Origin of the sequence: Paenibacillus sp. FSL R5-0887, from assembly GCF_038002305.1 — a bacterium.
In the GTDB taxonomy this organism is placed as follows: domain Bacteria; phylum Bacillota; class Bacilli; order Paenibacillales; family Paenibacillaceae; genus Paenibacillus_AQ; species Paenibacillus_AQ odorifer.
This window is the reverse complement of sequence record NZ_JBBOCE010000001.1, coordinates 1,713,348-1,738,574: the sequence shown is the minus strand read 5'-3', so window position 1 is coordinate 1,738,574 and position 25,227 is coordinate 1,713,348. Positions and strand designations below refer to the sequence as shown.

Below are 25,227 nucleotides of genomic sequence, written 5' to 3'. Positions count from 1 at the left end.
TTATGTATAGGTATAGAATAGAATGTGCAGGTACTTCATTGCGTTGCTGACAACCATACGAAGCCGCAATATGCTACAATGTACTATACTTCAACACGAAGAGAACGGATGGGGGAAACGTAAACATGTCTACACCTACAGGTTTTATGGAGTATAAACGGCAGCTCCCAGGTGATCGGGATCCTGAGCAGCGGGTAAAGGACTGGGAAGAATTCCACCATCATTTATCCGAGGACGAGCTTCGGACACAGGGCGCACGTTGTATGGATTGCGGAACCCCCTATTGCCATACAGGTATTGATATGGCTGGCGGGACCTCAGGTTGTCCAGTACACAATTTAATTCCGGAGTGGAATAACTTGGTGTATCGCGGACTCTGGAAAGAAGCACTGGAACGTCTGCATAAGACAAACAACTTTCCTGAATTCACAGGCAGTATTTGTCCCGCTCCCTGTGAAGGCTCTTGCACAGTGGGCCTGATCGGACAGCCGGTAACCATCAAAACAATTGAACTTGCGATCGTTGATAAGGGTTTTGAAGAGGGCTGGGTTGTACCTAATCCTCCGGAGAAACGGACTGGCAAAAAAATTGCAATCGTAGGCTCTGGACCTGCTGGACTTGCCGCCGCAGCACAGCTTAACAAGGCTGGACATTCTGTAACTGTATTTGAGCGCAGTGACCGCATTGGCGGACTGCTGACATATGGAATACCTACTATGAAGCTTGATAAAAAAGTTGTACAACGTCGTGTAGATTTGCTGGCCGCTGAAGGGATTAACTTCGTAGTGAACACTGAGATTGGTAAAGACATTCCGGCTCAGCAGCTTGTTGATGAGTATGATGCGGTCATTCTGTGTGGTGGAGCTACTAAAGCACGCCGTTTCAACATTGAAGGCAGTGAGCTTAAGGGCGTTATGTATGCCATGGATTATTTAAATGGCACGATCAAGAGTTACTTGAATTCCAATCTGGAGGATGGTAACTATGTATCCGCTGAAGGTAAAGATGTAATCGTCTTGGGTGGCGGGGATACAGGATCTGACTGTGTTGCCACAGCGCTTCGTCATGGCTGCGGCAGTATCACTCAATTTGGTACACATGAAAAAGCGCCTCTGCAACGGGATCCGATTGCTAATCCTTGGCCACAATTTCCGAATGTGTACAGCTTGGATTATGCGCAAGAAGAAGCGAAAGCTATTTTTGGCGATGATCCGCGTGAATTCTCTATCATGACCACTAAATTTGTTGGGGATGAAGAGGGGAACTTGAAGGAGCTTCATACGGTGCAGATCCGCCGGATCGTGGATGAGACAGGTCGTAAAATCTACCAGCCCGTTCCTGGAACGGAAGCTGTATATCCTGCTCAACTCGCTCTCATCGCTATTGGTTTCGATGGACCGGAGCAAGATATTGTTGAGGAGCTTAACCTGGAGACTGATCGTCGTACCAATGTGAAAGCACGTTACGGCAAATTCAATACGAACGTGGATAAAGTGTTTGCTGCTGGCGATATGCGTCGTGGTCAAAGCTTGGTGGTCTGGGCCATCAATGAAGGTCGCGAAGCTGCACGTGAAGTGGATAAATACCTGATGGGCTCAAGCGTTCTTGTCTAGGCATTAATTCAAGAAGCCGTTTCAAAAGCAGTTTACCTGCTGGAGAAGCGGCTTTTTTTGGAGCTGACGCTTGACGGAAATATTATTTTCATATAGATTTAATACAATATTTAAATGACAAAAGCATTGACCAAGGACTTACGATCCTAGTAGCGTTAGAACAGAGAGGGAACTCACCGGCTGAAAGGTTCCTCAAATACGTGTGGATGGTATCCTGCCTGGGTAGCTGCAGCGTATAACCGCTGCCGGAATCGGCCGTTATTCGATCGAGGATCGCCAAATCAAGTGTAGACTATGTACGGGCTGGCGGTTAAATAAGGGTGGTATCACGACACATTCGTCCCTGACGAATGTGTCTTTTTGCGTTTAGAGCGTTCATTTTTTAGGGAGGGTACAAATATGCGTCAAAGTAATCTTTTATTAACAACTCTGCGTGAGGCACCTTCAGAGGCGGAGACAAGCAGTCATCAGCTACTGCTGCGTGCGGGATATATCCGCCAATTAGCAGCGGGTGTGTATACTTATTTACCGCTTGGAAGACGTGTTTTACGGAAAATAGAAGCGATTGTGCGGCATGAGATGGATGTCTCTGGGGCTCAGGAGGTATTGATGCCATCTATGCAGCCTGCGGAGCTCTGGAAAGAATCAGGCCGGTATGAGGTATACGGTAAGGAGCTGATGACACTGCGGGATCGTCATGAGCGGGAATTCATACTAGGTCCTACACATGAGGAAGTAGTAACCACACTCGTACGGAATGAGATCAGCTCCTATCGAAAGCTTCCTATTACCGTATATCAGATTCAGACCAAGTTCCGAGATGAACGCCGACCACGTTTTGGACTGCTGAGAGGCAGAGAGTTTTTGATGAAGGATGCTTACTCTTTTGACACAAACCTGGAAGGTCTAGATAAATCATATATCCAAATGTTCGAGGCTTATCACCGGATATTTGAGCGATGTGGATTGAAATTCCGTGCTGTCCATGCGGATTCCGGTGCGATTGGAGGCGAGGGTGGCAGTCATGAATTTATGGCGCTGGCTGATATTGGGGAGGATACGATTGCTGCATGCACCGTTTGTGATTATGCGGCCAATCTGGAACAGGCAGAGTCCGTGCGGCCTGTAAAAAATGAAGTTGTCATACAAGTACCGGAGATAGAGAAATTCCTCACTCCTGATTTGCGCACAATTGAGCAACTAGAGCAGGAGCTAGATATCCGGCCAGACCAGATTATCAAAACATTAATCTATGAAGGTGACGGACAGATTTTTGCTGTACTGGTCCGGGGTGATCATGAAGTCAATGAAATAAAGGTAAGTAAATATTTAGGAACGAATGAGATTAAGCTTGCTGACTACGAGTCTGTGAAATCCTTAGCGGGCGTTGAAAGTGGATTTGTAGGACCTGTAGGCTTAACGCTTACTGTCCTAGCAGATGCGGCAGTAGCTGATATGACTCAAGGGATTACAGGGGCGGGAGAAAAAGATTATCACTTCCGTAATGTCGTACCCGGCAGAGATTTTTCGCCTTGGCATGTGGGGGATTTTCGGAATGTAGCAGAAGGTGAAGTTTGTCCGCATTGTTTGGAGGGTATTTTGCATTTTCATCAAGGGATTGAAGTGGGTCATGTCTTCAAATTAGGTACTAAATACAGTGAAAAGCTAGGCGCTTCTTACTTAGATTCTTCAGGCAAAAGTCAACCTATGATTATGGGCTGTTACGGAATTGGTATCTCACGGCTTTTATCCGCTATTGCTGAACAGCATCATGATGAGGATGGATTAATGTGGCCAGCAGCATTGGCACCTTATCAGGTTCATATCTTGATAATGTCCGTCAAGGATAGTGAGCAGCAGACGGTTGCAGAAGGTCTCTATGATCAACTAACCAAGCTTGGCATAGAGATGCTGATTGATGATAGGGATGAACGCGCTGGCGTGAAATTTAAAGATTCAAGCTTGATCGGGATACCTCTATCAATAGTTGTGGGCAAGGAAGCATCACAGGGAAGAGTAGAGTATCTGAACCGAAACACAGCGGGGAAAGAAGTCTTAGAAATTATGGAAGCTGTGTCTCGGATCAAACAATTCTATTCACAGCTGATATAAATGATCTTTTTTCATTTAATGGGAATGCCAATGATCAGGGCAGGAGAGTGTTGCTGGTAATTTTGTGAGAGTATTGCCTTTTGCCGCATTGATCTGTGCCTGAGTGAGAAAGAGAGCTTCTGCTAAATTAGCACCTCTGAGGTCAGTATCGCGAAAGTCTGCCCCAATAAGGTCTGCACCTCTGAGATTAGCGTCCCTAAGGTCTGCGGCTATTAAATAGGCTCCTCTCAAATTGGCGCCTCTGAGATCGGCTCCTGTGAGCTTAGCTCCCATAAGGTCGGCACCTCGACTGAAATTCTTCGCTGATTTCTTTAGTTTACGGCGAGCCTCAGTTCGTACAAGCTCACTGACCTGCAACAGTAACATATTGATTTTTGCTCGATGAGCGGCAACATCCACTTTTGCAAGTGCTTCAGGATTAAGTAAAGTGAGCTGTTCCGTTTCATCGAGAGCTGTTTGCAGCTCCGTATGGATTGTACGGGTTATTTCTAAGTTTAAAGATTCATGTAAATACCAGAGCAGCTCGTGCAAATGCCACATGATCGGAAATACCTCGAACATTTGCTTCGCAGTTTTCGGATTTTTCCTCCAGTCTTCTCCAGCATAAGTGACTTGAGAAATCTTTTGCCCAGCTCCAAAACAGTCATAGACCGTGCAACCACGGTAGCCTAATTCTCTTAGCTCTGTATGTACACCACAGCGAAAGTCCGACTGTAGATTGTGACATGGCTGTCCAGCGTCTTTGTCTCTAGCGAAATCTATGGAAGCAGCAAAAGGCAATGCGGCACAACACAAGCCAAAGCACTGCTCACAATCCGCCTTCAGGGCAGAGAGGCTTCGATCAGAAAAAGGTTCAGTAAATCTGTGATTCTCATACAAGGTTTGTTTCCCTCCGATATATGAATACGCTTATACCAACTTATTTTAAATCAAACGAAAGATTATGAAAAGTCCGGTCGATTAAAAAAAACCGAGGTTAATGTTATAATAGAGTACTGGACCTATTTTGGACTTAAGAACGAGAAGGTAAGGAGCGAATGTTTTTGAAGACACTTATTATTGCGGAGAAACCGGACATGGGGCGGAATATCGCCGCCGCAATAGAACCAAAGGCTAAAAATTACCGTTCCTATCTTGAAGGGGAGCAGTACATTATTACATGGGCAATAGGGCATCTAATCGGATTGGCTGAGCCGGATGCATATGATGTGAAATACAAAAAATGGAATATTAATGATCTTCCCATTATTCCGGACCCATTCAAGCTAGTTCCTAATGCGCGGACCATTGATCAGCTGAAGGTAATCGGAGAGCTGGCTAAACGAAGCGATCTGCTGGTAAATTCTTGTGATGCCGGGCGAGAAGGCCAGCATATATTTTCGCTCATTCAGCGGCATTTGAAGCTTGAACATCCTGTGAAGCGGCTGTGGATTTCCGATTTGACACCAGAGACAATCCGCAAAGGCTTTCAAGAGCTAAAGGATGGGGCGGAGTACGAGAATCTAACCAAAGCAGCAAAAGCGCGCAGTGAAGCCGATTGGTTAATCGGTATGAACGGATCACGTGCATTTACTACGAAACATAATGTGCTGCTGTCGGTGGGGAGAGTTCAGACCCCAGTACTTGCACTTATTTATGATCGCCAGAAGACGATTGAGGCGTTCTCATCCCTTAAGTTTTTTGAGGTGGAGGGCCATTTTACACAAAATGAAATGACCTATAAAGGCATGTGGCAGGGTGACCGGCTGACTGATAGTGAGAAGGCGGAGGCGCTGGCTGCCAAGGTCAAAGGAAAACCGGGACGTATTGACTCTTATGAGGTTAAGGAAACGAAAGAGTATCCGAATAAACTGTATGATTTAACGCTGCTGCAGCGGGAGGCGAATGGGAAGTACGCTTTTTCCGCTAAAAAAACACTCGATATCGCACAAGCCTTATATGAAAAGCATAAGGTGATATCCTATCCGCGGACGAATTCTAACTATGTTACAGAACAAAATATTCCGGAGATGCATAAGACTTTATCTGCGCTCCAAGGGACGGCTTATGATGAATGGGTGAAGGGCGCGAATCGTAATCTCGTTCATAAAGGAAACAAATTTATCTGCAATCCCTCCAAGGTCGAGGATCACCATGCGATTTTGCCTACATATCGGAAAGCAACAGGGCTTAGTGTTGATGAGGGAAAGCTGTATGATTTGATTGTGCGGCGTTTTTTGTCACAGTTCTATCCGGCTGCGGAATATAAAGTGCATACGGTTATGACTGATGTAGAGGACGAAAAGTTCAAAACTACTGTTAAGGAATTATTAAGCCTCGGCTGGAAGGTCATTTACGCGGACCAGAAGAAAGATAAAACGAAGTCGTCCAAAGGAAAAAACAAGGATGATGAGGAAGACGAAGAGATTGAAGTGAATGAACCGTTCGCAATCGCTCCGGCAGATGAGGTGATCTGTAGTGACGCAATCGTTAAAGAGAAAGATACACAGCCGCCAAAACACTATACGGAAGGCACGCTGCTTAGAGCGATGGAAAGTGCCGGAAAGCAGATTGAAGACGAAGAGCTTCGGGATGCTATGAAGGATTCAGGGCTGGGTACTCCCGCCACCCGTGCTGCAACCATTGAACGGCTTAAGAATGTCGGATACATTGAAATGCAAGGCAAAAAAATCGCCATCACGCAAAAAGGACGAACGGCTATTGAACTGATACGTGGAGCGGGCATCGAGCTGTTGACTTCACCTGAAATGACCGGCCAGTGGGAACGTCGCTTGAACGAAATATCAAGAGGAACGGCGTCGGACGGACAATTTATGGAGAATGTAAAAAGATTTGCCTGTATGATCGTGGACAAGGTTCGTGTGCAGTCTCGGGCGTCCAAAACTTCTTTTGAAGGGGAAACTCCTTCTGTGAATACAGGGGCTAAAGGTCGGAGTGGTGGAGGTACATCTCGTAAAACCAGCGATAAACCTGCCGCGCCAAGAAAACGTAAACCAGCTAACGAAGAAGAATCAGCAAATTCAGGTCCGAAAATTATCGGAAACTGCCCGCGTCCTGGCTGTGGCGGGATGATTTTTATGGGTAAAAAAGGCTACGGCTGCTCTCATTACAAAGAAGGCTGCAAGTTCGTGATCTGGAAAGAGAACCACGGGCGTACCCTTACAGATACACAAGTAAAGGCATTGATTGAAAAGGGTCGTACGGGTAAGCTGAAGCTTGCGAGCGAAGACGGCACCCCGCTGGAAGGCAAACTTGTGCTTAATAATATGGATACGGGTCAATTAACAGTGGAGTCATAGTCTGACTGGAAGTTTATATGGAAAACGGGTGATTACATCACATTTGCATGTACGAAGCCGCTAGCGGACACAGATGACCCAAAACGCGGGAATACGTCCTTTTTGGACTGCTATCGGACCGCATAGTCGTTATTGGCATGAAAAGGGCTATATATGCACCGCTTGCGGGAGAATAGCAGCACTGGAGTCCGCAAACTTGCTCCAACGGCAATAAATTCGCCAATAGATTCAGCTGGGTCCGTAGTCAAGACTATTAGTCGGACTCGCCGTATATGGGATATGGTTTCAGTGTCGGCTGTGGGAGACTATATATTTTACACATAAAATTCATTAGATAAAGAGTGTAGGACATACCTATCTTAAACGGGATGTAGTAACTTGTGCGCACAAGATATTATGATTACGTAGGGGGCTGATCTTCACTCTTTTTCTATCTTGCGGGATAAATCCAGAGGTTACATTTTGATAGGGCAGTATAGTCACTACTAGAATGGAAGGAAGGATGACAACATGGGAATGCGTGGATATTACTTTGCTATGGATGACAACCTAGTGCAACAAATTGTTACAGGCGACATTGCATTGAATAGCTTGAAAATAGACGATTATCCCGGACTGGACATTGATAGATCCTGGGAGGCGATTCACTACTTGCTTTGTGGAGTTATTTCCGATGGAGATGCCCCTCTTAGTTATGTTGTTCCGCTGACATCAGACAAAGGCATCGATTTTGGCTCATTCGGGGCGTTTTCCTTACGTGCCAAGCAAGTTGCAGAAGCGCATCAGGTTATTTCTGAGCTGGATGAAGCGCAGCTCCGCTTGCGGTATGATTTCCCGGCCATGGTTAAGGAAGAAGTATATCCTCTTGAACCTGATATTGTTTCAGACGAGGATAAGGATGCGTTCTTTGCCTACCTGCTACAGCATTTTAACGAAATCCGGCGTTTCTACAGCCAAACTGTAGCCGAGGGCAAAGGCCTCATCTTTTATATTTTCTGATTCTAACCAAAAGATGATACACGTCTCCTGATTCCATTGAGCGCGATAAAAAATAGAACCTTGGACTGATGAAGATTATGACGATTTGAGAAATAATGACCAATTTCGGGAAACGGTAGGTTCAATTAATCAATGAGACGAAGAGGGGGAAACAAAAATGAAGACGATCAAGTGTATGATGGACCACCTTTACTGGGCGGACGCACGAATCTTAGAAGCGCTCGAGGAGAATGAGATGAAGAACAAGGACCTTCTGAAGCTGGTTCGGCATGTCGCGGTTGCGGAACGAGTCTGGCTGTCCCGATTGCAGGGCAAGGGTAGTGCGCAATATTCGTTGTGGGAGGAAGCAGAGGACCTGACGGCGATCCGAACGATGTTCGAAGAAAACGTCGAGCAATATCGTGTGTATATCGAAGGGCTCGAGGAATCTGATTTGGACGTGAGGGTCGATTATGCGAACCAGAACGGAGTCCCGTTCCAAACGTCCGTCCGGGATATCTTGTCGCAGGTCATTTTACATGGGCAATATCACCGGGGACAGATCAACCGGGCACTTCGGATGGAATTGGCAGAACCTGTCCAAGTCGATTACATCACGTTCGCCAGACTCTAACAGGGCCTAATCATCACCATTACCCGGAATGAGATGGGCATTGAACTCCTCCGAAATGATTTAGTTTACTCATGCAGGCTCATGAATTCGTAGGATTTTACCTTTAGCTAAATGTGAGATAAGAAGGAAATTGAAGAGGCGGTGGCTTGGAACAACTGTAAGGGCATGTGATTTTCACTCCCATGTCTCAACGGGTCCGAGCCCTTTTGTTTAATGCCTCCCGAACTCCATGCTTCTTGTCCATCCTGCGAATGCATGACACGCTTAAGCTGCTTGCGGAAATAACTTTGACAGAACGATAGGGTTATACACCGACCACTAAATGCAAAGGGGAAATCTGAGATTCAATATGTATTCCTTAACGATCCAAACGAAATAGTGGTACCGTTTCATGATGAGATTCCGAAATAGTAGGACCAAAACGTTTGAATTGTCATCTCTTTTCCGCAAGTAGAATCAAGCAATGCAAATTCCATTACTCTACAATGACTATAGAGTGGTTGAAACGAGGTGAACAGACCAATTGTACGAGTGGCACAAGCAAATCCAAATAATCGTTAATGAAATTGACGAGTGTATTAAGAATCGTAACAGTGAAGCAATAACGCTACGATTCCTTTCTCACAAGTTAGGTTATTCCGAATTTCATACTACGAGAAAATTTAAGGAAATATCGGGAATGCAATTTAGGGATTATCTACGGCATAGAAAATTAGCCTTTGCACTAAAAGAGGTTCGGGATAGTGAAAAGAGCATTTTGGATATTGCTTTTGATTATGGTTTTTCATCACATGAAGCTTTTACCAGGGCTTTCAAGGGAACATATGGTGTAACTCCAAGTGAATACCGGAAAAAGCCTATGCCTGTCGCCCTTCGTACAAAAATAAACTCTTTCGACCGCTACTTTTTCGGATTTGGAGAGATTGGTATGATGAAATCTACAGATGATCTTAACATTTATTTTGTAACCATTCCCACTCACAAATTTTTGCACATTAAAAACTATGAGAGTAATGGGTATTGGGATTTTTGGCAAAAGCAAAGTCTTATTACAGGACAGGACTGCGAAACAATTTGCGGCTTACTCGATAGTATCAAGGGCAAATTGGATGACGATGGCGGGAGTGAATCTAACGGTGGCAGCGGTCAGATTATGGCTTACATTAATGACCCGGATGGCAGACTCTGCGATTGGGGTATTCCACGTACAGAGTGTTTTGGTGTACGTCTTCCTTTTGATTATAAAGGTGAAGTACCTCCACAAATGCTTATGATTGATGTTCTCGAAGCCGAGTATATTGTTTTTGAACATGGGCCATTCAATTATGAGCAGGAAAATCGTAGTGTAGAGGAAAATATGGAAAGGGCAATGGCAACTTTTAATTTTGCAGACACTGGTTACTGCTTTGATACTTCCCCTGGGAGAATCATTTACGTTTATCACGATCCGGAGCGGTTTTTGAAGTATATCAGGCCAGTAGTGAAGTTGACCTCCAAGCTAATCGAAACAGATTAAGCAGGTAAGTAAAAGGTTGGTGCTATGTGCTGATGAAGAAAATAAGCAGACCGGAGTGTAGTCTCCGCATTCATATCGTCGCATGATTAGTTAGGTTATCTGCTTTAGAAGTAATATAAGTTTAAAGGTCCTTATTGTTGTTTGAATTATTGACAGAAAATTCCTATTGTTTTATATTAAACTTAATTAATAATTACCAAATGCGATGAAGAGGACAAGTAGATCTGGAAAAGCCGTTCAGAGAAATGCCGGTTGGTGCGAGGCAGCGGATATCCGAATCCAAAAATCACCTCAGAGCAGTCCCCCGAATTATAGTAGATGGGACCGGGATTCTACCGTTACAAAGAAGCATCGTTGTTGGACGATGGCAAAGAGGGCGTTTATTATAAACGTCAATCAGGGTGGTAACGCGGAGCAACTCCGTCCCTAATGGGATGGGGTTTTTTGCGTCTTCATAAATTAATTATTAAATTGGCAGGCGAAAAATCAACAAACCGTAAGAAGAACGATTAGTTCGAAAAATCCGGAAAAACGTTGACCAGATGAAAGGGGGATATTGCAATGCAATTCAAGTTGTATACGGATGTGTATGAGTTTTACAATGATACCTATGGTATGCTGATGCGTCATGAAGCACAAAATTTGATTCCTCTTGGCAATATCATAATTGGACATGAAGGAAAAGACAAAACAGACTGGCGTGACCCTGTAAATTGGCTTATGGTAACTATTTCGGATGCTAGGGGCATACAACTTACCGCCATAATGACACCGCCACACAATATTACGCTTTATGCAACAGACAACATAATTAACCCAGAAGCTATAAACTGTCTGGTAGATGGGCTGAAAGACCGTGAAATTCCAGGTGTGATGACCGAAAAAACCTTGGCAGAGTATTTTGCCAAAGAATATACTTTGCGCAAGGGAACAACCGTTAAAACAATCATGACCCAACGTATATATGAACTTACGGCAGTAAACCCAGACATTCAAAAGGTTGGTATCGTTCGATTGCTAGATAAAAAGGATATTCACTTTTTCCCATACTGGGCTGAAGCATTTTATGCAGCGGGGAGTTATGGTAAAACAGAAATGTCCATCCCGCAAGATGCAGACCCTTACCTCTACCGAATAGCATCGAAAAAACTATATATTTTAGAGGAAAACGGGATACCCGTTTCTATGGCAGGATATACAAGGGAGATGCAGACGGCTATTGGCGTGGCATTTGTATATACCCCTCCATATGAGCGCGGAAAGGGTTACGCAACTTCAATTGTGGCGCAAATAAGCCAACTTGCATTGGATAAAGGGTTTACTAGATGCGTCTTATATACCGACTTAGCAAATCCCACATCTAATAGCATTTATCAAAAGATAGGCTATATGCCAATCTGTGATTCGCTTCAGTTAAAATTTGAATAGTAGAATGATGCGGACAGAACTTCTACTACTTTAGAAAATAAGAGCAGAATATTCACTACGGATTGAAGATCTTGAAGGTCGATTGATCAAGCTTTGGGAGAAATATAGAGTTACAACCAAATGCAACTGTTTAACTCCGGGGTTGACGAGGTATAAAAAAATGAGTTGACACAAAAGTAGTTAGGGACCATACTACATATATGAACAACAATAATAAAAAAATAAACGACATTGAGGCTATTCCCTCGCTTGTACAATCCAAGCGTCAGATTGATCGCTATAACCTAGACATAGACGCACAGGCTATACTCGTCGCGTCTAGGCTAATGGCAGCGGGAGCCATGCTTGGACACGCCTCGGAGATTCATTTCTCTAGATTCGGTTTATCAACAGGGCGTTATCGTTTATTGGCAGATCTTGAAGATAACGAAGGAGAAGAGTTGCCTTCGCAATTAGCGGAGCATCTAGGAGTTACACGTGCTACAGTGACTGGTCTTATCGACATTCTTGAACGAGATGGGCTAGTATCTCGGCGATTAAGCTCAGACGATGGCCGTCAGAAATCAGTTGTTTTAACGGAAGAAGGAGCGAAGAAGCTCCGTGAAATGGCTCCTGAGCATTTCGCTCGGCTGGAAGCTATGGTGGGGTTGCTCAACATCGAAGAACGCAGCGTATTTCTCGACTTGCTAGGTCGAGTTACACAAGGCATTTCAGCACTTACGGGCGAATTAGGCTCGAAACCAAAGGGGAAACATCAGTAATGAGTAGAATTGGGCTAGTGAAGCTAGCCTATTTTTACTCTTATATAGTTAGGCGCCTAATTATAGTTCGCTGAAATCAATCGTTGAACTATTTCAAAGAAGAAGGGAGCAAGTAAATGAACCAGATGAAATACCCGAATCAGACAGATGATGTTTACAGCATCAAGGCTGTTGGTTCCAAGAAAAAGACTTTTGTACTATGGCGTGAAGTTGTAATGGCCTATGCTGCTCCTGCCATTATGGCAGGTATCGGGGGATTGGTTACTGCAGATAGGGGGCTTCAAATAGCGGCATTGACCACTATTGGCGGTGCATCCGCCTTGATGGCCTTGATGATTGGACTTTTGTTGCATAGTCGAGTGGGCCATTTGCGATGGGTCATCGGTGCACCTCACTTGGTTGTGGTAGGGGTATTCGCAATGGCGGGGTCCTCATTTGGGCTATACGCTGCATGGGTGACATCTGTTGTAGTAGAAATTATGATTCCGAGTAATCACTTGGTCTGGGTAAATCGTGTCTGGATCGATTTCCCGTTGTCTGGATTCATAGCGAGCACGATAGTGACATGGCGGTGGCGACTTGCCGTCACAACTGATTTTTCATCCAAAAGGAGAAGATAAAAATGATAGTTATTATGGGAGCAACAGGTACGATTGGAAGTGCGCTTTTGGAACGTTTGGTTGATCTTGGTGTACCTGTCAGGGCGCTGAGCAGAGAGCCAGAGAAGTTGCATGATCAAATCGGAGAAAAAAGCCGATCAATTATCGAGGTCGCTTTTGTGGATGCTTCTGACCCTACATCGGTGCGCCGCGCGTTTACAGGTGCTAGCCAGCTCTTCCTTGCCATGTCCAACAGTCCAAGACAAATCGAATTGGAAACCTCAATCATTCAGATTGCCACCGAATCTGGAATCAAACATATCGTAAAAATATCCAGTCCAGCCTTTGAGCAGAGCGCTCCAGTGGCAGTGGCGGGCTGGCATCAAGAAATTGAGAACACGTTGAGGGTATCGGGTATCACCCATACCGTATTGCGCCCTTATGCGTTCATGCAAAATTTAATGCGCTTTGCACCAACGATCACAACCCAAAATGTTTTCTTCGGCTCTATGGGCGTTTCACCGTGTAACTTTATTGACTGTCGCGATATTGCAGACGTTGCCGTAGAAGTTCTGACCAACGACAAGGTATCAGGCCATATATATACGCTTACTGGTTCGGAGATTTTCAGTTATCCCCAGATCGCGAGTCGACTATCTGCCCTGCTTAATCGGCCGATAAGTTACATCAACATGGACCCTCAAGTACTACTCCGTAATCTTATTGAGCATGGGAATCTGCCTCCTTGGCTCGCGAACCACGTTGTGGAAATTCAAACCATGTCTAGGATGGTGCCAGAAAGTCCAAATGACACTGTGAAGCGTTTACTCGGCAGAGATCCACGCACACTAGACGCCTTTCTACATGAGTGTGTAGATAATTTCCGGTAGAGGCGGAGTCCACCTATTCTGATATTTGTATCGATAACAGTATTTTATTCCGATTCCCATATCTAAATGGTTCAGAGTGTATCCCAAAGGTCATAAAATGACTGCCGGGATGCACTCTTTTTATTATGTCCTAAGGAACTCAACTCATAGAACTAGTTCTTCTATAGCATTTATATCAGCATTACAAGAAATAAGCTAAAATTCGTCAATAAGTTAGTGTTATTTACGAAATAACACTAAAAAAGCTAATAAAAAATTAACGAAAAATTCATATTATAAGATTAAGTTATATTAATAATAACTAGTTATGCTAACTAAAGTAACATTTTTTCTTGACAATCTTTGTGGAAAATTTTAGAATGTAAGCGATTACTCTTAGTTTACTAAGTGATATTCAAAAGAAGACATTCGTAAGTTCACAAACAAACATCGGAGTTTAAATTTAGGGGGGCAAAGCATGAAAAGGTGAAGGATAACATCATAGATAACAAGATAATAAAATATTAGTTTTTTTGTTTTATGACTATGTATGAGGGGGTTCACTTGAGGATGAAAAAAAAGAACGCGTTCTTAGCTCTACTTCTGTCATTTTCTTTGTTATCTGTGACTGCTTGCAGTAATTCCTCTAATAGTGCCAATGAGAACGGTAAAAATGCTGCAGGTAATAGCAATACTTCGGTAAAAGCAACCAGTGATGTAGGTCAAACGGCAGTTAAGAATGAAGGCGCTTCTGATCTTGAAATTAAAGCGGGAAGTTCGGTAACCGTTTTCAATCCAAAGATCCCGACACTCGATCCTACACAATGGCAAGGACAAATTCTGGTAGGGCAAGGAACTTTGCTCGAAGGGCTTTATGGCTACAATCAGGATAATGAAATCGTTCCGAAAATTGCGACAGGTTATACCGTTTCCGATGACAAAAAAACTTGGACGTTTACCCTCCGTAAAGATGCCAAATGGTCAAATGGCGATCCTGTAACCGCCCATGATTTTTATTTTTCTTATATGTATCAATTGGATCCAGCTAACACAACCGCACAACTTTGGCTAAGCGTACTTAATTTTGTGAAGAACGGATATGCATACCATGCCGGATCTGTAAGTAAAGAAGAAGTTGGTCTAAAAGTAGTTGATGATTACACACTGGAAATTACGACCACGCTGCCTCACGCTATTCTGGGGGATATGGTTCTTTCCGGGTCGATGCCTATGAATCCTAAAGCGGTCGAAGCGAACCCTGGTAAGTGGTTTGAACCGGGGGATTTTGTGAGCAATGGCCCTTACATGGTTAAATCTTTTACACCTAACGGTGAACTCGTCATGGTGAGCAATCCGAATTATGTAGGTGCAGCCGGCCAGCTTAATCACGGCAATGTAGAGACCATCCATGTTCTTCCGGCGACAACCGTGCCGGTGGAGGATTATATGTCCGGCCATGCAGATGTCGTTCTAATCCAAAGCGCGTCTGATTTACAATACGTGAAGAAAACGGAGGAGCTAAAGTCCCAGCTGTATACTGCAGCGACTTATGCGATCAAATATTTGCTCTGGAGCAACCCGACAACGGAATCTCCATATGACAAAAAAGAGGTGCGCCAGGCTATCGCCAAAGCGATCCAGCGTAAACCGATCGTAGAATCGGTGCTGAACGGCATGGGCGGGGCGACCAATATCTTTGCTTCACCAGGTTGGCCAACGGAAAAACTGGAGCAAGGACTTCCGGAAGATCTCGAGGCAGCCAAACAATTATTGAAGGATGCTGGTTATGAAGGCGGTAAAGGTCTGCCAACCCTATCGTTGTATGTTGGGGTCAAGCAAGTAGATGCTCAGGGTGAACAAATCGCTTTGGCGTTAGGTCAATTACTGCAACAAAATCTTGGTATTAAAACAGAGCTAGTTCAGCTCAATGAGGCGCAGTTTAACGCTTATCAGTACAGCGGACCTCAGGGCGATGCAAAACCAGGCTTTATTCTGGCGTCGGGCGCAACCAACTGGAGTGAACCAGGAAGTTTGGACATGGGTGCAACGCAGCAACTATATTCCATAGGAACACTGGATGCCCCGCTAGAAGCTACGAAACAATTCGTGGATTGGACCAAGGAAACTTATTATAAACCGGCTATTGAAAAATATGGGGATCCGGATAATAAGAACGCCGGTGTAGAATGGAGCGACTGGGCAGCATTAGAAAAAGCTGCTAAAGAGGATATCGCCTTTTTGGATAAATGGACAGCAGAGCAGCCTGCAGATTGGCAGCCTTATTTGAAACAACCGGGGCTTCCAACGGCCGCTGAACAATGGCAACAGATTGTAGACCTTTGGAAAAATGCTAAAAATAACGATGAAAAACATGCCGCCTTTGTAACCGCTTGGACCTTCGTAGCACCAAACGCGCCAGGTGGCAAGTTGAATCAAAATGCACTTGATGTACAGGTATATTACAACAGTTATCAATCTGATACCTTAAGAGATTTGAGAATGTGGCAAGCGCAATTCGTAAATGCGCTGACCGTCGAAGACGCTGCTCCTATCGCGGCTAAGGTAGTTAATAACCTGCTCGAAGAAGCTTATGCTGTTCCGTTGTATTATCAACAGCAATACTTCTTGGTAAAACCCGGCATTACAGGAGTGCAATCAAATCCTTGGGCATGGGGCAACTTCTATGGGCTGCATCTTTTATCTGTAGAATAATCCTAAATGGGTTGAATAATTACCAATCGCGGGCGCCAATTATGGTGCCCGTGAATCGGTAAAGGAGGGTCGGATTTGACCATATTGAAATTTATTTCAAAGCGCATTTTACAAATTATTATCACTTTAATCTTGGTCATTTCAGTTAGCTATACTATGATGTATTATTCACCTGGCGGTTTCATGAATACGAATACCATGGCTACGGCACTGGCTCCGCTGCAAGGGCAAAACCCTGTTCTCTATCAACAAGTCATGGACCAGTTTCAAAGCCGGTATGGTTTGAATTTACCGCTGTGGCAACAAATCATGAAGTATATATGGCATCAATTAACCTTCGATTTCGGTAATTCGATGCAGAATCCGTCTTTGCAAATTGCGACTCAACTGAAGCAGGCTTTGCCGATCAGTACACTTTTGGCCTTTGGATCTGTTGTTCTTTCGGTAATTATCGGGGTTCCGCTTGGCATTATTGCAGCACTCAAACGTAACACTTGGATTGATTATGTGGTAAGCACCATCTCATTGACGGGTCAGGCCATTCCGGCATTTGTTCTCGCGGTGATTATGGTTTTGTTATTTGGTGTTGTGTTTCAAGGAATTTTGCCTGTAACGGGATGGGGTCACTGGAGGCAAGCAATTTTGCCGATTATTTGTTTATCTGCGGCGAATGTCGGTGTTGTTGCCAGATATATGCGGGGCAGTCTGATCGAAACCATGAGGTCGGATTTTATGCGAACCGCAAAAGCTAAGGGTGTCAAATATTGGCCGATGATTTTTAAGCATGGTGTCAAAAACTCGCTGACTGCGATGATAACCGTCATCGGACCTCAATTTGCTTTTACCGTGATGGGCACGATCTGGGTGGAGCAAATTTTCGCCATTCCAGCGCTTGGTCAGGTGATGCAGACGGCATTTACCAGTTTCGACTATCCGCTCGCCATCACATCTGTATTTCTGCTGGGATCCATGATTATGATTATGAATTTACTCGTTGACATTATTTATGCCTTTATTGATCCGCGTGTCAGATTATAAGCGGCACAGACTATACGAACCTAGGAGGGGGAGCAATTGGCTGGCACAGTTGCAGCAACTCAATCGGATGTAGCTTTGAAGAGAAAAAAGAATCTTCAGAGATCCCAGTTTTATCAAGGTTGGAAGCGATTTAAAAGACATCGTCTTGCCGTTATTGGTTTGGTTTGGGTTATCCTTTTTTTGATCGCGGGGATCATTGGACCTTGGGTGGCCCCATATGACTATCGCACGGGAGATTTTTTGGCCATCAATCAAGGGCCGACCTGGCAGCATATTTTTGGTACGGATAATGTGGGGCATGACATGTTCAGCCAGATTCTGTTCAGTGTTCGAAGCGCTCTGATTATTGCTTTTGGCGCGACTTTGGTCAGCTTCATTATCGGGATCATATTGGGCTTGTGGGCCGGATTGCGCGGCGGAATCGCCGATATGATTATTATGCGTGCTGTGGATTTTATGATGACCTTGCCGGGATTTTTGTTCGCCTTGATATTAGTCATTATGCTGGGACGTGGGTATTTATCTTTGATTCTAGCAATTGGAATTCCGGGTTGGGCGGGGTATGCACGCTTGATCCGAAGTCTGGTCCTAAGTATGCGGGACGGGGAGATGGTGGAAGCGGCAAGAGCGTTAGGCGCATCTCAGGCGCATATTGCCAGACGGTATATGTTGCCGAATGTTATCGGCAGTATGGGTGTCTCTCTCGCCTTCGGGATTCCCGGTGATCTCATCCAGATTGCAGGCTTAAGTATTTTTGGCATGGGGCTTCGGCCGCCAATCCCTTCATTTGGGAGTATGATTGCTCAAGCCAGTGAGAATATTCTCGGCTTTCCATGGCTGCTGTATTTTCCGGCAGGTATCTTTGCAATAACCTTGCTTTCGTTTCTGTTTGTAGCAGACGGTCTCCAGGAAGCATTCAGTCCGAAAGGAGGCAATTAATATGGGTGAACCGCTACTTTCTATTGATGACCTTCATGTGAAGTTCTCCCGCAGTGAAGATGAAGTTTATGCCGTAAACGGCGTCAGTTTTTCGATCAATGAAAATGAATCCTTGGGGATTGTTGGTGAAAGTGGCTCCGGTAAGTCAGTTACATTGATGTCATCAATTGGGCTCATCCGTGAAAATGGAAAAATAACATCGGGGACAGCTCAGTTTAATGGTAAGGACTTACTTAAAATGCGTCCCAAACAATTAGAAGATATTCGTGGACGTGACATCGGCGTTGTTTTTCAAGATCCGATGACCAGCTTGAACCCGATCATGCGTATCGGGGATCAAATAATGGAAGCCATGCTGACACATCAATATGCAAACCGGAAGGAAGCTTTTGACCGCACCATTCAGCTCTTGCATGAAATGGGGATTCCGGATCCTAAATCACGATTTAAAAGTTATCCTCACGAATTTTCCGGGGGGATGCGCCAACGTATCATGATTGCTATTGCTTTGGCATGTGAACCGCAATTATTGATTGCCGATGAGCCAACAACCGCGCTTGATGTCACTGTGCAGATGCAGATTCTTGCACTATTGCAGGATTTGCGCAGAAAACATGGGATGAGCGTAGTGATGGTAACGCATGATTTTGGCCTTGCGACCAACTTTTGTGACAAAATCATCGTGATGTACGGGGGCCAAATCATGGAGAAAGCCACTACGGACAAGTTCATAAGTGAGGCGGCGCATCCCTATTCACTTGGATTGAAACGCTCCATTATCGAAGTGGGCCACAAGGGAAAAGAAATAATGCCTATTCCAAAGACGGCAAAGACACTTACACAGACATTGACCGGCTGCCCATTTGCCGATCGTTGCTTCTATACAACTGAACGGTGTCAGAATGAAGTTCCCAAGCTTCGTGATTTTAGCACCGATCATCAGATCGCCTGCCATCATGCTGAGGAGGTCGCTTCCTATGCCCAATAATCCGCTCTTGCGCGTAGAAAATGTCTCGAAAACTTTTCGGGTACAAGGAAAAAAGCTGCATGCCATCGAGAATGTTTCTTTTACCCTGGAAGCGGGGAAAACACTGGGGCTTGTTGGGGAAAGTGGCTCAGGAAAATCAACCTTAGGGCGAATGGTTCTGCGTCTACTCGAATCTGACAAAGGAAAAATATTTTTTGAGGACGTGGAGCTCTCAAAGGCAAATAAAGAGAAGCTACGGGCGATGCGCCGGGATATGCAAATTATTTTCCAGGATCCCAAGGCGAGTCTCAGTCCGAGAATGACGGTAGGAGACGCTATTGAAGATGCGATGGCTATCCACAAAATTGGAACTAAAGTAAGCCGGCATGAGCGTGTGATCGAATTACTTGAGCGGGTCGGTTTGCCTTCTGAAGTCCAATACGCTTATCCGCATGAACTGTCAGGTGGACAATTGCAGCGGGTTGGGATTGCCAGAGCGTTGTCACTGAATCCCAAATTGCTCATTTGTGATGAACCGGTGTCCGCATTGGATGTATCTATTCAGGTTCAAGTCATTCAATTACTAAAGGATTTGCAGAAGGAGTTTAACCTGACTTATATCTTTATTTCGCATAATTTGGCAGTAGTGGAGTATTTGAGTGATGATATCGCGGTTCTTTATTTAGGAGAGGTGGTTGAGCAAGCTCCGGCGGATGAATTGTTCAAGAAACCTACGCATCCTTACACGCAGGTCCTGCTAAATTCGATTTTGAAGATTCCGGATAGTGTGGAGCAGAAGCAGCAGATGGTATCGATTCAAGGCGAGGTGCCATCACCGCTTAATCCACCAAGTGGCTGCACTTTTCATCCGCGGTGTTCTTTTGCCTCGGATGTATGTATGGCTGTCAAGCCTGAACGGAAAATCGTGTCAGAAGGCCATAGTGCCGTGTGTCATTTGGTAGAATAAGCAGTGGCTTAATTAAGTAATCAGCAGATGACTTCTGTATATCACAGAAGTCATCTTTTTTAATTCATACACACAAAAAAGCCCTGTAAGAAGGTCACTTTTTTCAAAGTGAACAGCTTATAGGGCGCAGTTTAAAGACTGATTACTGCTTGTCAATCGCTGCTGCTAACCCTTCATACGAAGAATCCTGAAGCAGCACTCCGTTCACCATAAATTTAGGAGTACCGTTGACTCCGTAGGAACCAGCGATCTTAAAGTCTTCTTTTACATCGAACATATAGGTATGATTCTTGAGATCTGTTTCAAATTGGGCGTAATCAATGCCCTCGATGTTATTCTTAACGAATTTTAAAATGAATTTCTGAGTGGCCCAAATTTCGCTCTCATCGCCTTGATTAGCGTACAGCTTATGAAGGTATTCCCAGAACTTCTCGTTGCTTTGCTTGTAGATGGCTTCGCCGGCGCTAGCGGCAAGATAAGAGTCCCGGTCCAAAAATGCAAAGTTCATGAAGAAAAGTTCCACTTTTCCGGTATCTACGTAGTCTTTAATAAAAGTATCCAGATACTTTTCAGTCCACATTTTGCAGGCGGGACATTTGAAATCTGCGAATTCGATAACTTTAACTTTGGCATCAGGACTTCCAAGATGAGGTTGCTTCTCATATTTCAGCCCATCAACAACAATGCTTCCCTTTACGTCGGTGTAGTTGGGTAGATCTGCTGTATCATCAGTCTTATTGCTTAAGATGAAAACAATTACAGCGAGAAGGATTACAACAACGACACCTAATATCATGGGAAGCAAAGGTCTTTTGGTCTGAGATTGTTTAGCTGACACTTTCTTATTCATATCTCACCTCCTAGACAATATAGGAATACTATAAAAATAGTATAATCATCCAGTAGGTAGTGAAGATATGTCATTTGTAACAATGCTACGTAACGTTGTAGCTAGTTATTAGTTTTTGAATTTAGCGGCTGAGCGAATGACAGGGGGCACCTCGTGGATGGACGAAATAGTCATCACGGCTTGCTGCATCTCTTGCTCCAGCTCGATAAGGTTATAGCTCCATTCATTTTGCTGCTTCAGGTAAATACTGTTGATGCCTGCGGTAACTGCGGGAAGTACATCTGTACGTAACGAGTTGCCAATCATCCAGGTACGTTTGCGGTCAAAGCTTTGGGTAGCCAAAATATTTTCAAGCGCCTCAACATTTTTATGCTTCCGAATATAGATACGATCGTCAAAATAAGCATCCAGCTTCATTTGTTCAATTTTACGTTGCTGAATGGTGTCGTCCCCGCCAGTATACAAGAATAAATGGTGACCCTCTTGCTTCAGCGTATCGAGTGTTTCAACCATGCCAGGGTAAGCTTCAATTTCTTGGTCATAGACGCTTAGGCCGAGCTTGTGTAATTGCTGCTCTTGAAAGCGATCTGTCGGACGGTTATATTTGGCGCAGAAATAACGGTAGGTGGCGATTAAGGATTTGGGAAAGTTGTCGCTGGCCAGGCCACTTGTGTTGACGGTATCAACATCAATTTCTATTTGCTTGCTGCGTAATTCACTGGTGCTTGGACCAAATTCATTAAACCAATCAGTCATGAGCTCGAAATATTGCCCTAAAATTAAATCGAAATATTTGTTGCAATGAACCAGCGTATCATCTAGATCGAAAATTACTTGTTGAGTTGTGTATTTCATATCTCTCACTCCTTGGATCTGTATCTGTATAGTGTTCTATAGGTGAATATAAGATTCTAGAAACATTTGAAGCTCAGAAGCGCCGTCTGGACGGATACTGAAGCGCTCGTCTTGTTCCCCGCGAAGATGGATACGGAGTAAACCGGCTACGCGTAGGATCATTAGGTGATGCATAAGCATTTCTCTGGATTGATTTAGATCGGACTGCATCTCCCATAGAGATTTGGGTTCATGGGCGACATACCGAAGCAATCGGAGTCTGGTTGGATCTGACAGTGCCTTGGTCATGCGCAATAGCACCATCGGTGGTTCATTTTCATCTTCCAATGGCACATCTACAGGATACTGTACAATCACCATAGTTTTGTAGAAGCAGTAGGTGTTAATTGGTCGATTATGAACGGTAGGCAATAATACTATAGTCTTAAGATCCCGTATATCCTCGAAAACTACACCACCGGATGCATATTCAATTAAAGAAATAGGGTCCATTTTGCTTTCCAGCATTTTTTTCTCAGAGGCATCTTCAATTAATAACGGTAAAATCTTGTGTTCTACATGACGAAAATATTGCTCATACCAGAGTCTAAGAAGCGGACTATAGCTGCTCTTGATCCGGGAAGCTTCATCTATGGTGAAATCATGAATTAACGGTGCGATCTGCTGATAACACTCTTTTATAGAAGCTGAATCCAGATCATCCAGGAAATGCAGCACTGATGTTGCGGGCCCTCGGCTGTAAACCCAAGCATATAACACATCATAATCTGTAAATGGCCACTCGGCAGCTTGCATGAGAGCTGTTACTTTATGAGGAGTAATGCGATCTTCCACATCACTAACCCAGTGGGGACCGAGGTCTAAATTGGAGATCCATTTTCTGGTTACATATATCATAAAACTGTCCAACAGTTCATAAACCGGCGATACGTCGATTTTTAATTCGTAATCCATGTAACATGCACCCCCAGAAATCCGTAACTTCTCATATTATCTCTTGTTTTGAAGAGGGTTGTCCACTATAATGTTCGGTGTTTGCCAATTGGCGTTAGATCACATCATTGTTTTTATTATAGGGGGATATCATCCGTGTCAGACCGGCTTAAAGTATCTATACGAAGTAATAGCAAAATGACTTTCATGATTCTTATTACCGCTACTATAGCCGCAGGGCTTAGCCAAGGGCTGTTGCTGCCCATTCTATCCATTCTTTTGGAGCAAAAAGGAGTCTCCTCGTCACTGAACGGATTGAATGCTGCTGCACTATACATAGGATCATTTGGGATGACCTTGATTGCTGAACGTGTTCTTGGAGCGGTTGGATTTAAAAAATTGATAGCTGGTGGGATTAGTTTAGTCTTAGTAAGCTTGCTCATGTTTCCCTTTTTTACAGGGATCAAGGTATGGTTTGTATTGCGTCTGCTTGTGGGTGTAGGCGATGCTGCGATTAATTACGGGGCCCAGCTTTGGGTTCTGCTTATGACACCTGCCGAGCATCGAGGGCGTAATCTTTCACTATATGGCATGTCCTATGGTCTGGGTTTTAGCTTGGGACCACTTGGGATTAGTCTGCTGCGTTATGGACAGGCCGTGCCTTTTATTGTTCTCGCATTTCTATTTTTGTTAGTCTTAATCCTTGTGACTACAATTCTGCCGGATTCCCGGCCAGATAAAGCGGAGAGTGGTGAAAGCCAGGTTCGCCGTTTCGGTCGTTGTTACAGCTTAGCCTGGTTCGCTTTAATTCCAGCCCTTTTATATGGCTTTATGGAAGCCAGCTTAAATAGCAGCTTTCCGGTATATGGTCTACGTATCGGTTACAGCACAGATCAAATTGCAGCGTTATTGCCTTTTGCGGGGATTGGAGGACTGCTTCTGCAGTTTCCATTAGGTCTGTGGAGCGACCGGTTTGGCCGCAAGCGGGTACTGATTATTGCCGGGATCGGAGGCGGGATCGCCTTTGCGATGTTGCCGCTGGCAGGTGATCATTTTACATTGACAATGGTGCTTCTGATGATCGCAGGAGGACTAGTAGGTTCCTTTTTCTCTTTAGGTCTAAGTCTGGCTGCGGATATTTTACCAAGACATCTACTGCCTGCTGCCAATGTGGTTGCTTCTTTCCATTTTAGTATTGGCAGTATTATCGGCCCCGGCATTGGTGGTTTGTTGCTGCAAGTGGGCTTAAGCGGCGGTATTTTCGCCCTGATGGGTGGTTTATATATCGTGTTCGGCTTGCTGGGGTTATTATTCTCGCCACAACCTAGAAATTGAGGTAAGATAAGAACGAGTGCTCGCATGGAAATTGAACTCACATTCAGAGTACACTATAGATTATAGATGAAGACAGGGAGAGGCTGAACTATGATCACAGTTGAACACTTAGCCAAGGCAGTTGGGGAAGACAAAAATCCGGTCCTGCAGGATATAGGATTTCAATTAGAGCCGGGTGAACTCGTAGCCATACTTGGAGCGAGTGGGAGCGGTAAGACCACTTTATTACGCTGTTTAGCGCTGCGAGAGAAGTGGGACAGAGGGAATTTTAGAGTGGACGGTACGGATATTATGGCGAGTGCCTTTTCCGGAAAAAGAAAAATTCGCCGGGAGTGGGCTTACCTGGAGCAGAATGCAGAGCTCAATCCTAACCGCACAGCGCTGAAAAACGTGCTGATCGGCCAGTCCGCACAGACGCCAATGTGGCGTATGGTTACAGGGATGGTTCGTTCAGATGATTATATGGGTGCGATGGATGAATTAGATGCCCTTGGACTTCTTGACAAAGCGAAGATGAAGACTAGCCAGCTAAGCGGTGGTGAACGTCAGCGTGTAGCGATTGCTAGAGCATTAACTCATGGTGCAAAAGTTATTTTAGCGGATGAACCGGTTACGGGTCTGGACCCCAAATCGGCAGAAAGTGTATTGGAAACTTTGCGCAGACTGTGTAAAGAGACGGGTCTTATCGTAGTGACGGTGCTGCCTATTGAACTGGCTGAACGTTTCGCTTCACGTATATGGGTACTAGAAGATGGACGAATTAAGCATGATATAAAGGGACGTAGATTAACGTCTCAGGAACGCGCGAATTTGTAAAGTTCG

General features: G+C 44.5%; 21 protein-coding genes and 1 other annotated feature. Of the genes, 17 read left to right on the top strand and 4 right to left on the bottom strand.

All coding sequences use genetic code 11. From position 1 onward, the window contains the following. The first annotated feature begins 125 nt into the window (after nt 1-125). The gene (locus tag MKY14_RS07810) at nt 126-1,613 is read left to right on the top strand and encodes a glutamate synthase subunit beta (RefSeq protein WP_340976188.1); all 1,488 of its coding nucleotides are present in this window, start codon (nt 126-128) and stop codon (nt 1,611-1,613) included. Between the two features lie 399 nt (nt 1,614-2,012). Continuing rightward, the gene (locus tag MKY14_RS07805; protein ID WP_340976185.1) at nt 2,013-3,725 is read left to right on the top strand and encodes a proline--tRNA ligase; all 1,713 of its coding nucleotides are present in this window, start codon (nt 2,013-2,015) and stop codon (nt 3,723-3,725) included. Between the two features lie 15 nt (nt 3,726-3,740). Here MKY14_RS07805 and MKY14_RS07800 read toward each other — a convergent pair whose 3' ends face one another. Continuing rightward, a complete protein-coding gene (locus MKY14_RS07800; protein WP_340976183.1) occupies nt 3,741-4,604 on the bottom strand; it encodes a pentapeptide repeat-containing protein in 864 nt (287 codons plus the stop codon). A gap of 164 nt (nt 4,605-4,768) precedes the next feature. Between MKY14_RS07800 and MKY14_RS07795 the strand changes: the two genes are divergently transcribed. From MKY14_RS07795 to MKY14_RS07735, 13 genes are all read left to right on the top strand, one after another. Beyond that, nucleotides 4,769-7,024, top strand: a complete 2,256-nt coding sequence (locus MKY14_RS07795; protein ID WP_340976181.1) for a type IA DNA topoisomerase — start codon at nt 4,769-4,771, stop codon at nt 7,022-7,024. Nucleotides 7,025-7,534: 510 nt separating this feature from the next. Further along, nucleotides 7,535-8,023 (top strand): YfbM family protein, encoded by a 489-nt coding sequence (locus tag MKY14_RS07790; RefSeq protein WP_076130031.1) that lies wholly within the window; start codon nt 7,535-7,537, stop codon nt 8,021-8,023. Nucleotides 8,024-8,180: 157 nt separating this feature from the next. Further along, nucleotides 8,181-8,636, top strand: coding sequence for a DinB family protein (locus MKY14_RS07785; RefSeq protein WP_340976178.1), 456 nt, complete (start codon nt 8,181-8,183; stop codon nt 8,634-8,636). A 523-nt stretch (nt 8,637-9,159) separates the two neighbouring features. Further along, a complete protein-coding gene (locus MKY14_RS07780) occupies nt 9,160-10,152 on the top strand; it encodes a helix-turn-helix transcriptional regulator (RefSeq protein WP_340976175.1) in 993 nt (330 codons plus the stop codon). Between the two features lie 196 nt (nt 10,153-10,348). After that, nucleotides 10,349-10,583 (top strand) — a binding site (T-box leader). A gap of 130 nt (nt 10,584-10,713) precedes the next feature. After that, nucleotides 10,714-11,580 (top strand): GNAT family N-acetyltransferase, encoded by an 867-nt coding sequence (locus MKY14_RS07775; RefSeq protein WP_340976174.1) that lies wholly within the window; start codon nt 10,714-10,716, stop codon nt 11,578-11,580. Between the two features lie 200 nt (nt 11,581-11,780). Continuing rightward, entirely contained in the window at nt 11,781-12,341 is a 561-nt protein-coding gene (locus tag MKY14_RS07770) for a MarR family winged helix-turn-helix transcriptional regulator (RefSeq protein ID WP_076279322.1), read from the top strand. 116 nt (nt 12,342-12,457) lie between these two features. Further along, nucleotides 12,458-12,961 (top strand): hypothetical protein, encoded by a 504-nt coding sequence (locus tag MKY14_RS07765; RefSeq protein ID WP_248548720.1) that lies wholly within the window; start codon nt 12,458-12,460, stop codon nt 12,959-12,961. A 2-nt stretch (nt 12,962-12,963) separates the two neighbouring features. Further along, the gene (locus MKY14_RS07760; RefSeq protein WP_340976171.1) at nt 12,964-13,830 is read left to right on the top strand and encodes an SDR family oxidoreductase; all 867 of its coding nucleotides are present in this window, start codon (nt 12,964-12,966) and stop codon (nt 13,828-13,830) included. Between the two features lie 549 nt (nt 13,831-14,379). Then, a complete protein-coding gene (locus MKY14_RS07755) occupies nt 14,380-16,521 on the top strand; it encodes a peptide ABC transporter substrate-binding protein (protein WP_340976170.1) in 2,142 nt (713 codons plus the stop codon). A 75-nt stretch (nt 16,522-16,596) separates the two neighbouring features. After that, nucleotides 16,597-17,559, top strand: coding sequence for an ABC transporter permease (locus tag MKY14_RS07750; RefSeq protein WP_036687660.1), 963 nt, complete (start codon nt 16,597-16,599; stop codon nt 17,557-17,559). 36 nt (nt 17,560-17,595) lie between these two features. After that, the gene (locus tag MKY14_RS07745; protein ID WP_081383373.1) at nt 17,596-18,498 is read left to right on the top strand and encodes an ABC transporter permease; all 903 of its coding nucleotides are present in this window, start codon (nt 17,596-17,598) and stop codon (nt 18,496-18,498) included. A 1-nt stretch (nt 18,499) separates the two neighbouring features. Beyond that, a complete protein-coding gene (locus tag MKY14_RS07740; RefSeq protein WP_076281726.1) occupies nt 18,500-19,486 on the top strand; it encodes an ABC transporter ATP-binding protein in 987 nt (328 codons plus the stop codon). Beyond that, nucleotides 19,476-20,432: an ABC transporter ATP-binding protein gene (locus MKY14_RS07735; protein WP_076130038.1), complete on the top strand. Its 957-nt coding sequence runs from the start codon at nt 19,476-19,478 to the stop codon at nt 20,430-20,432. Before MKY14_RS07740 ends, MKY14_RS07735 begins: the two co-directional genes overlap by 11 nt. Before the next feature lie 142 nt (nt 20,433-20,574). On the opposite strand, the gene MKY14_RS07730 is transcribed toward MKY14_RS07735, so the two are convergent. From MKY14_RS07730 to MKY14_RS07720, 3 genes are all read right to left on the bottom strand, one after another. Continuing rightward, nucleotides 20,575-21,282, bottom strand: a complete 708-nt coding sequence (locus MKY14_RS07730; protein WP_036687653.1) for a DsbA family protein — start codon at nt 21,280-21,282, stop codon at nt 20,575-20,577. Nucleotides 21,283-21,390: 108 nt separating this feature from the next. Next, entirely contained in the window at nt 21,391-22,137 is a 747-nt protein-coding gene (locus MKY14_RS07725; protein WP_076098782.1) for an HAD family hydrolase, read from the bottom strand. Nucleotides 22,138-22,173: 36 nt separating this feature from the next. Continuing rightward, on the bottom strand, nt 22,174-23,091 hold the full coding sequence (locus MKY14_RS07720; protein WP_076213494.1) for an ArsR/SmtB family transcription factor: 918 nt from the start codon (nt 23,089-23,091) through the stop codon (nt 22,174-22,176). Nucleotides 23,092-23,268: 177 nt separating this feature from the next. Here MKY14_RS07720 and MKY14_RS07715 point away from each other — a divergent pair, with 177 nt between their 5' ends. Together MKY14_RS07715 and MKY14_RS07710 are read left to right on the top strand one after the other, a co-directional pair. After that, complete coding sequence (locus MKY14_RS07715) at nt 23,269-24,405, top strand: MFS transporter (protein WP_341004285.1); 1,137 nt, start codon at nt 23,269-23,271, stop codon at nt 24,403-24,405. A gap of 90 nt (nt 24,406-24,495) precedes the next feature. Next, entirely contained in the window at nt 24,496-25,221 is a 726-nt protein-coding gene (locus MKY14_RS07710) for a phosphonate ABC transporter ATP-binding protein (RefSeq protein ID WP_339168107.1), read from the top strand. The last annotated feature ends 6 nt before the right edge of the window (nt 25,222-25,227 follow it).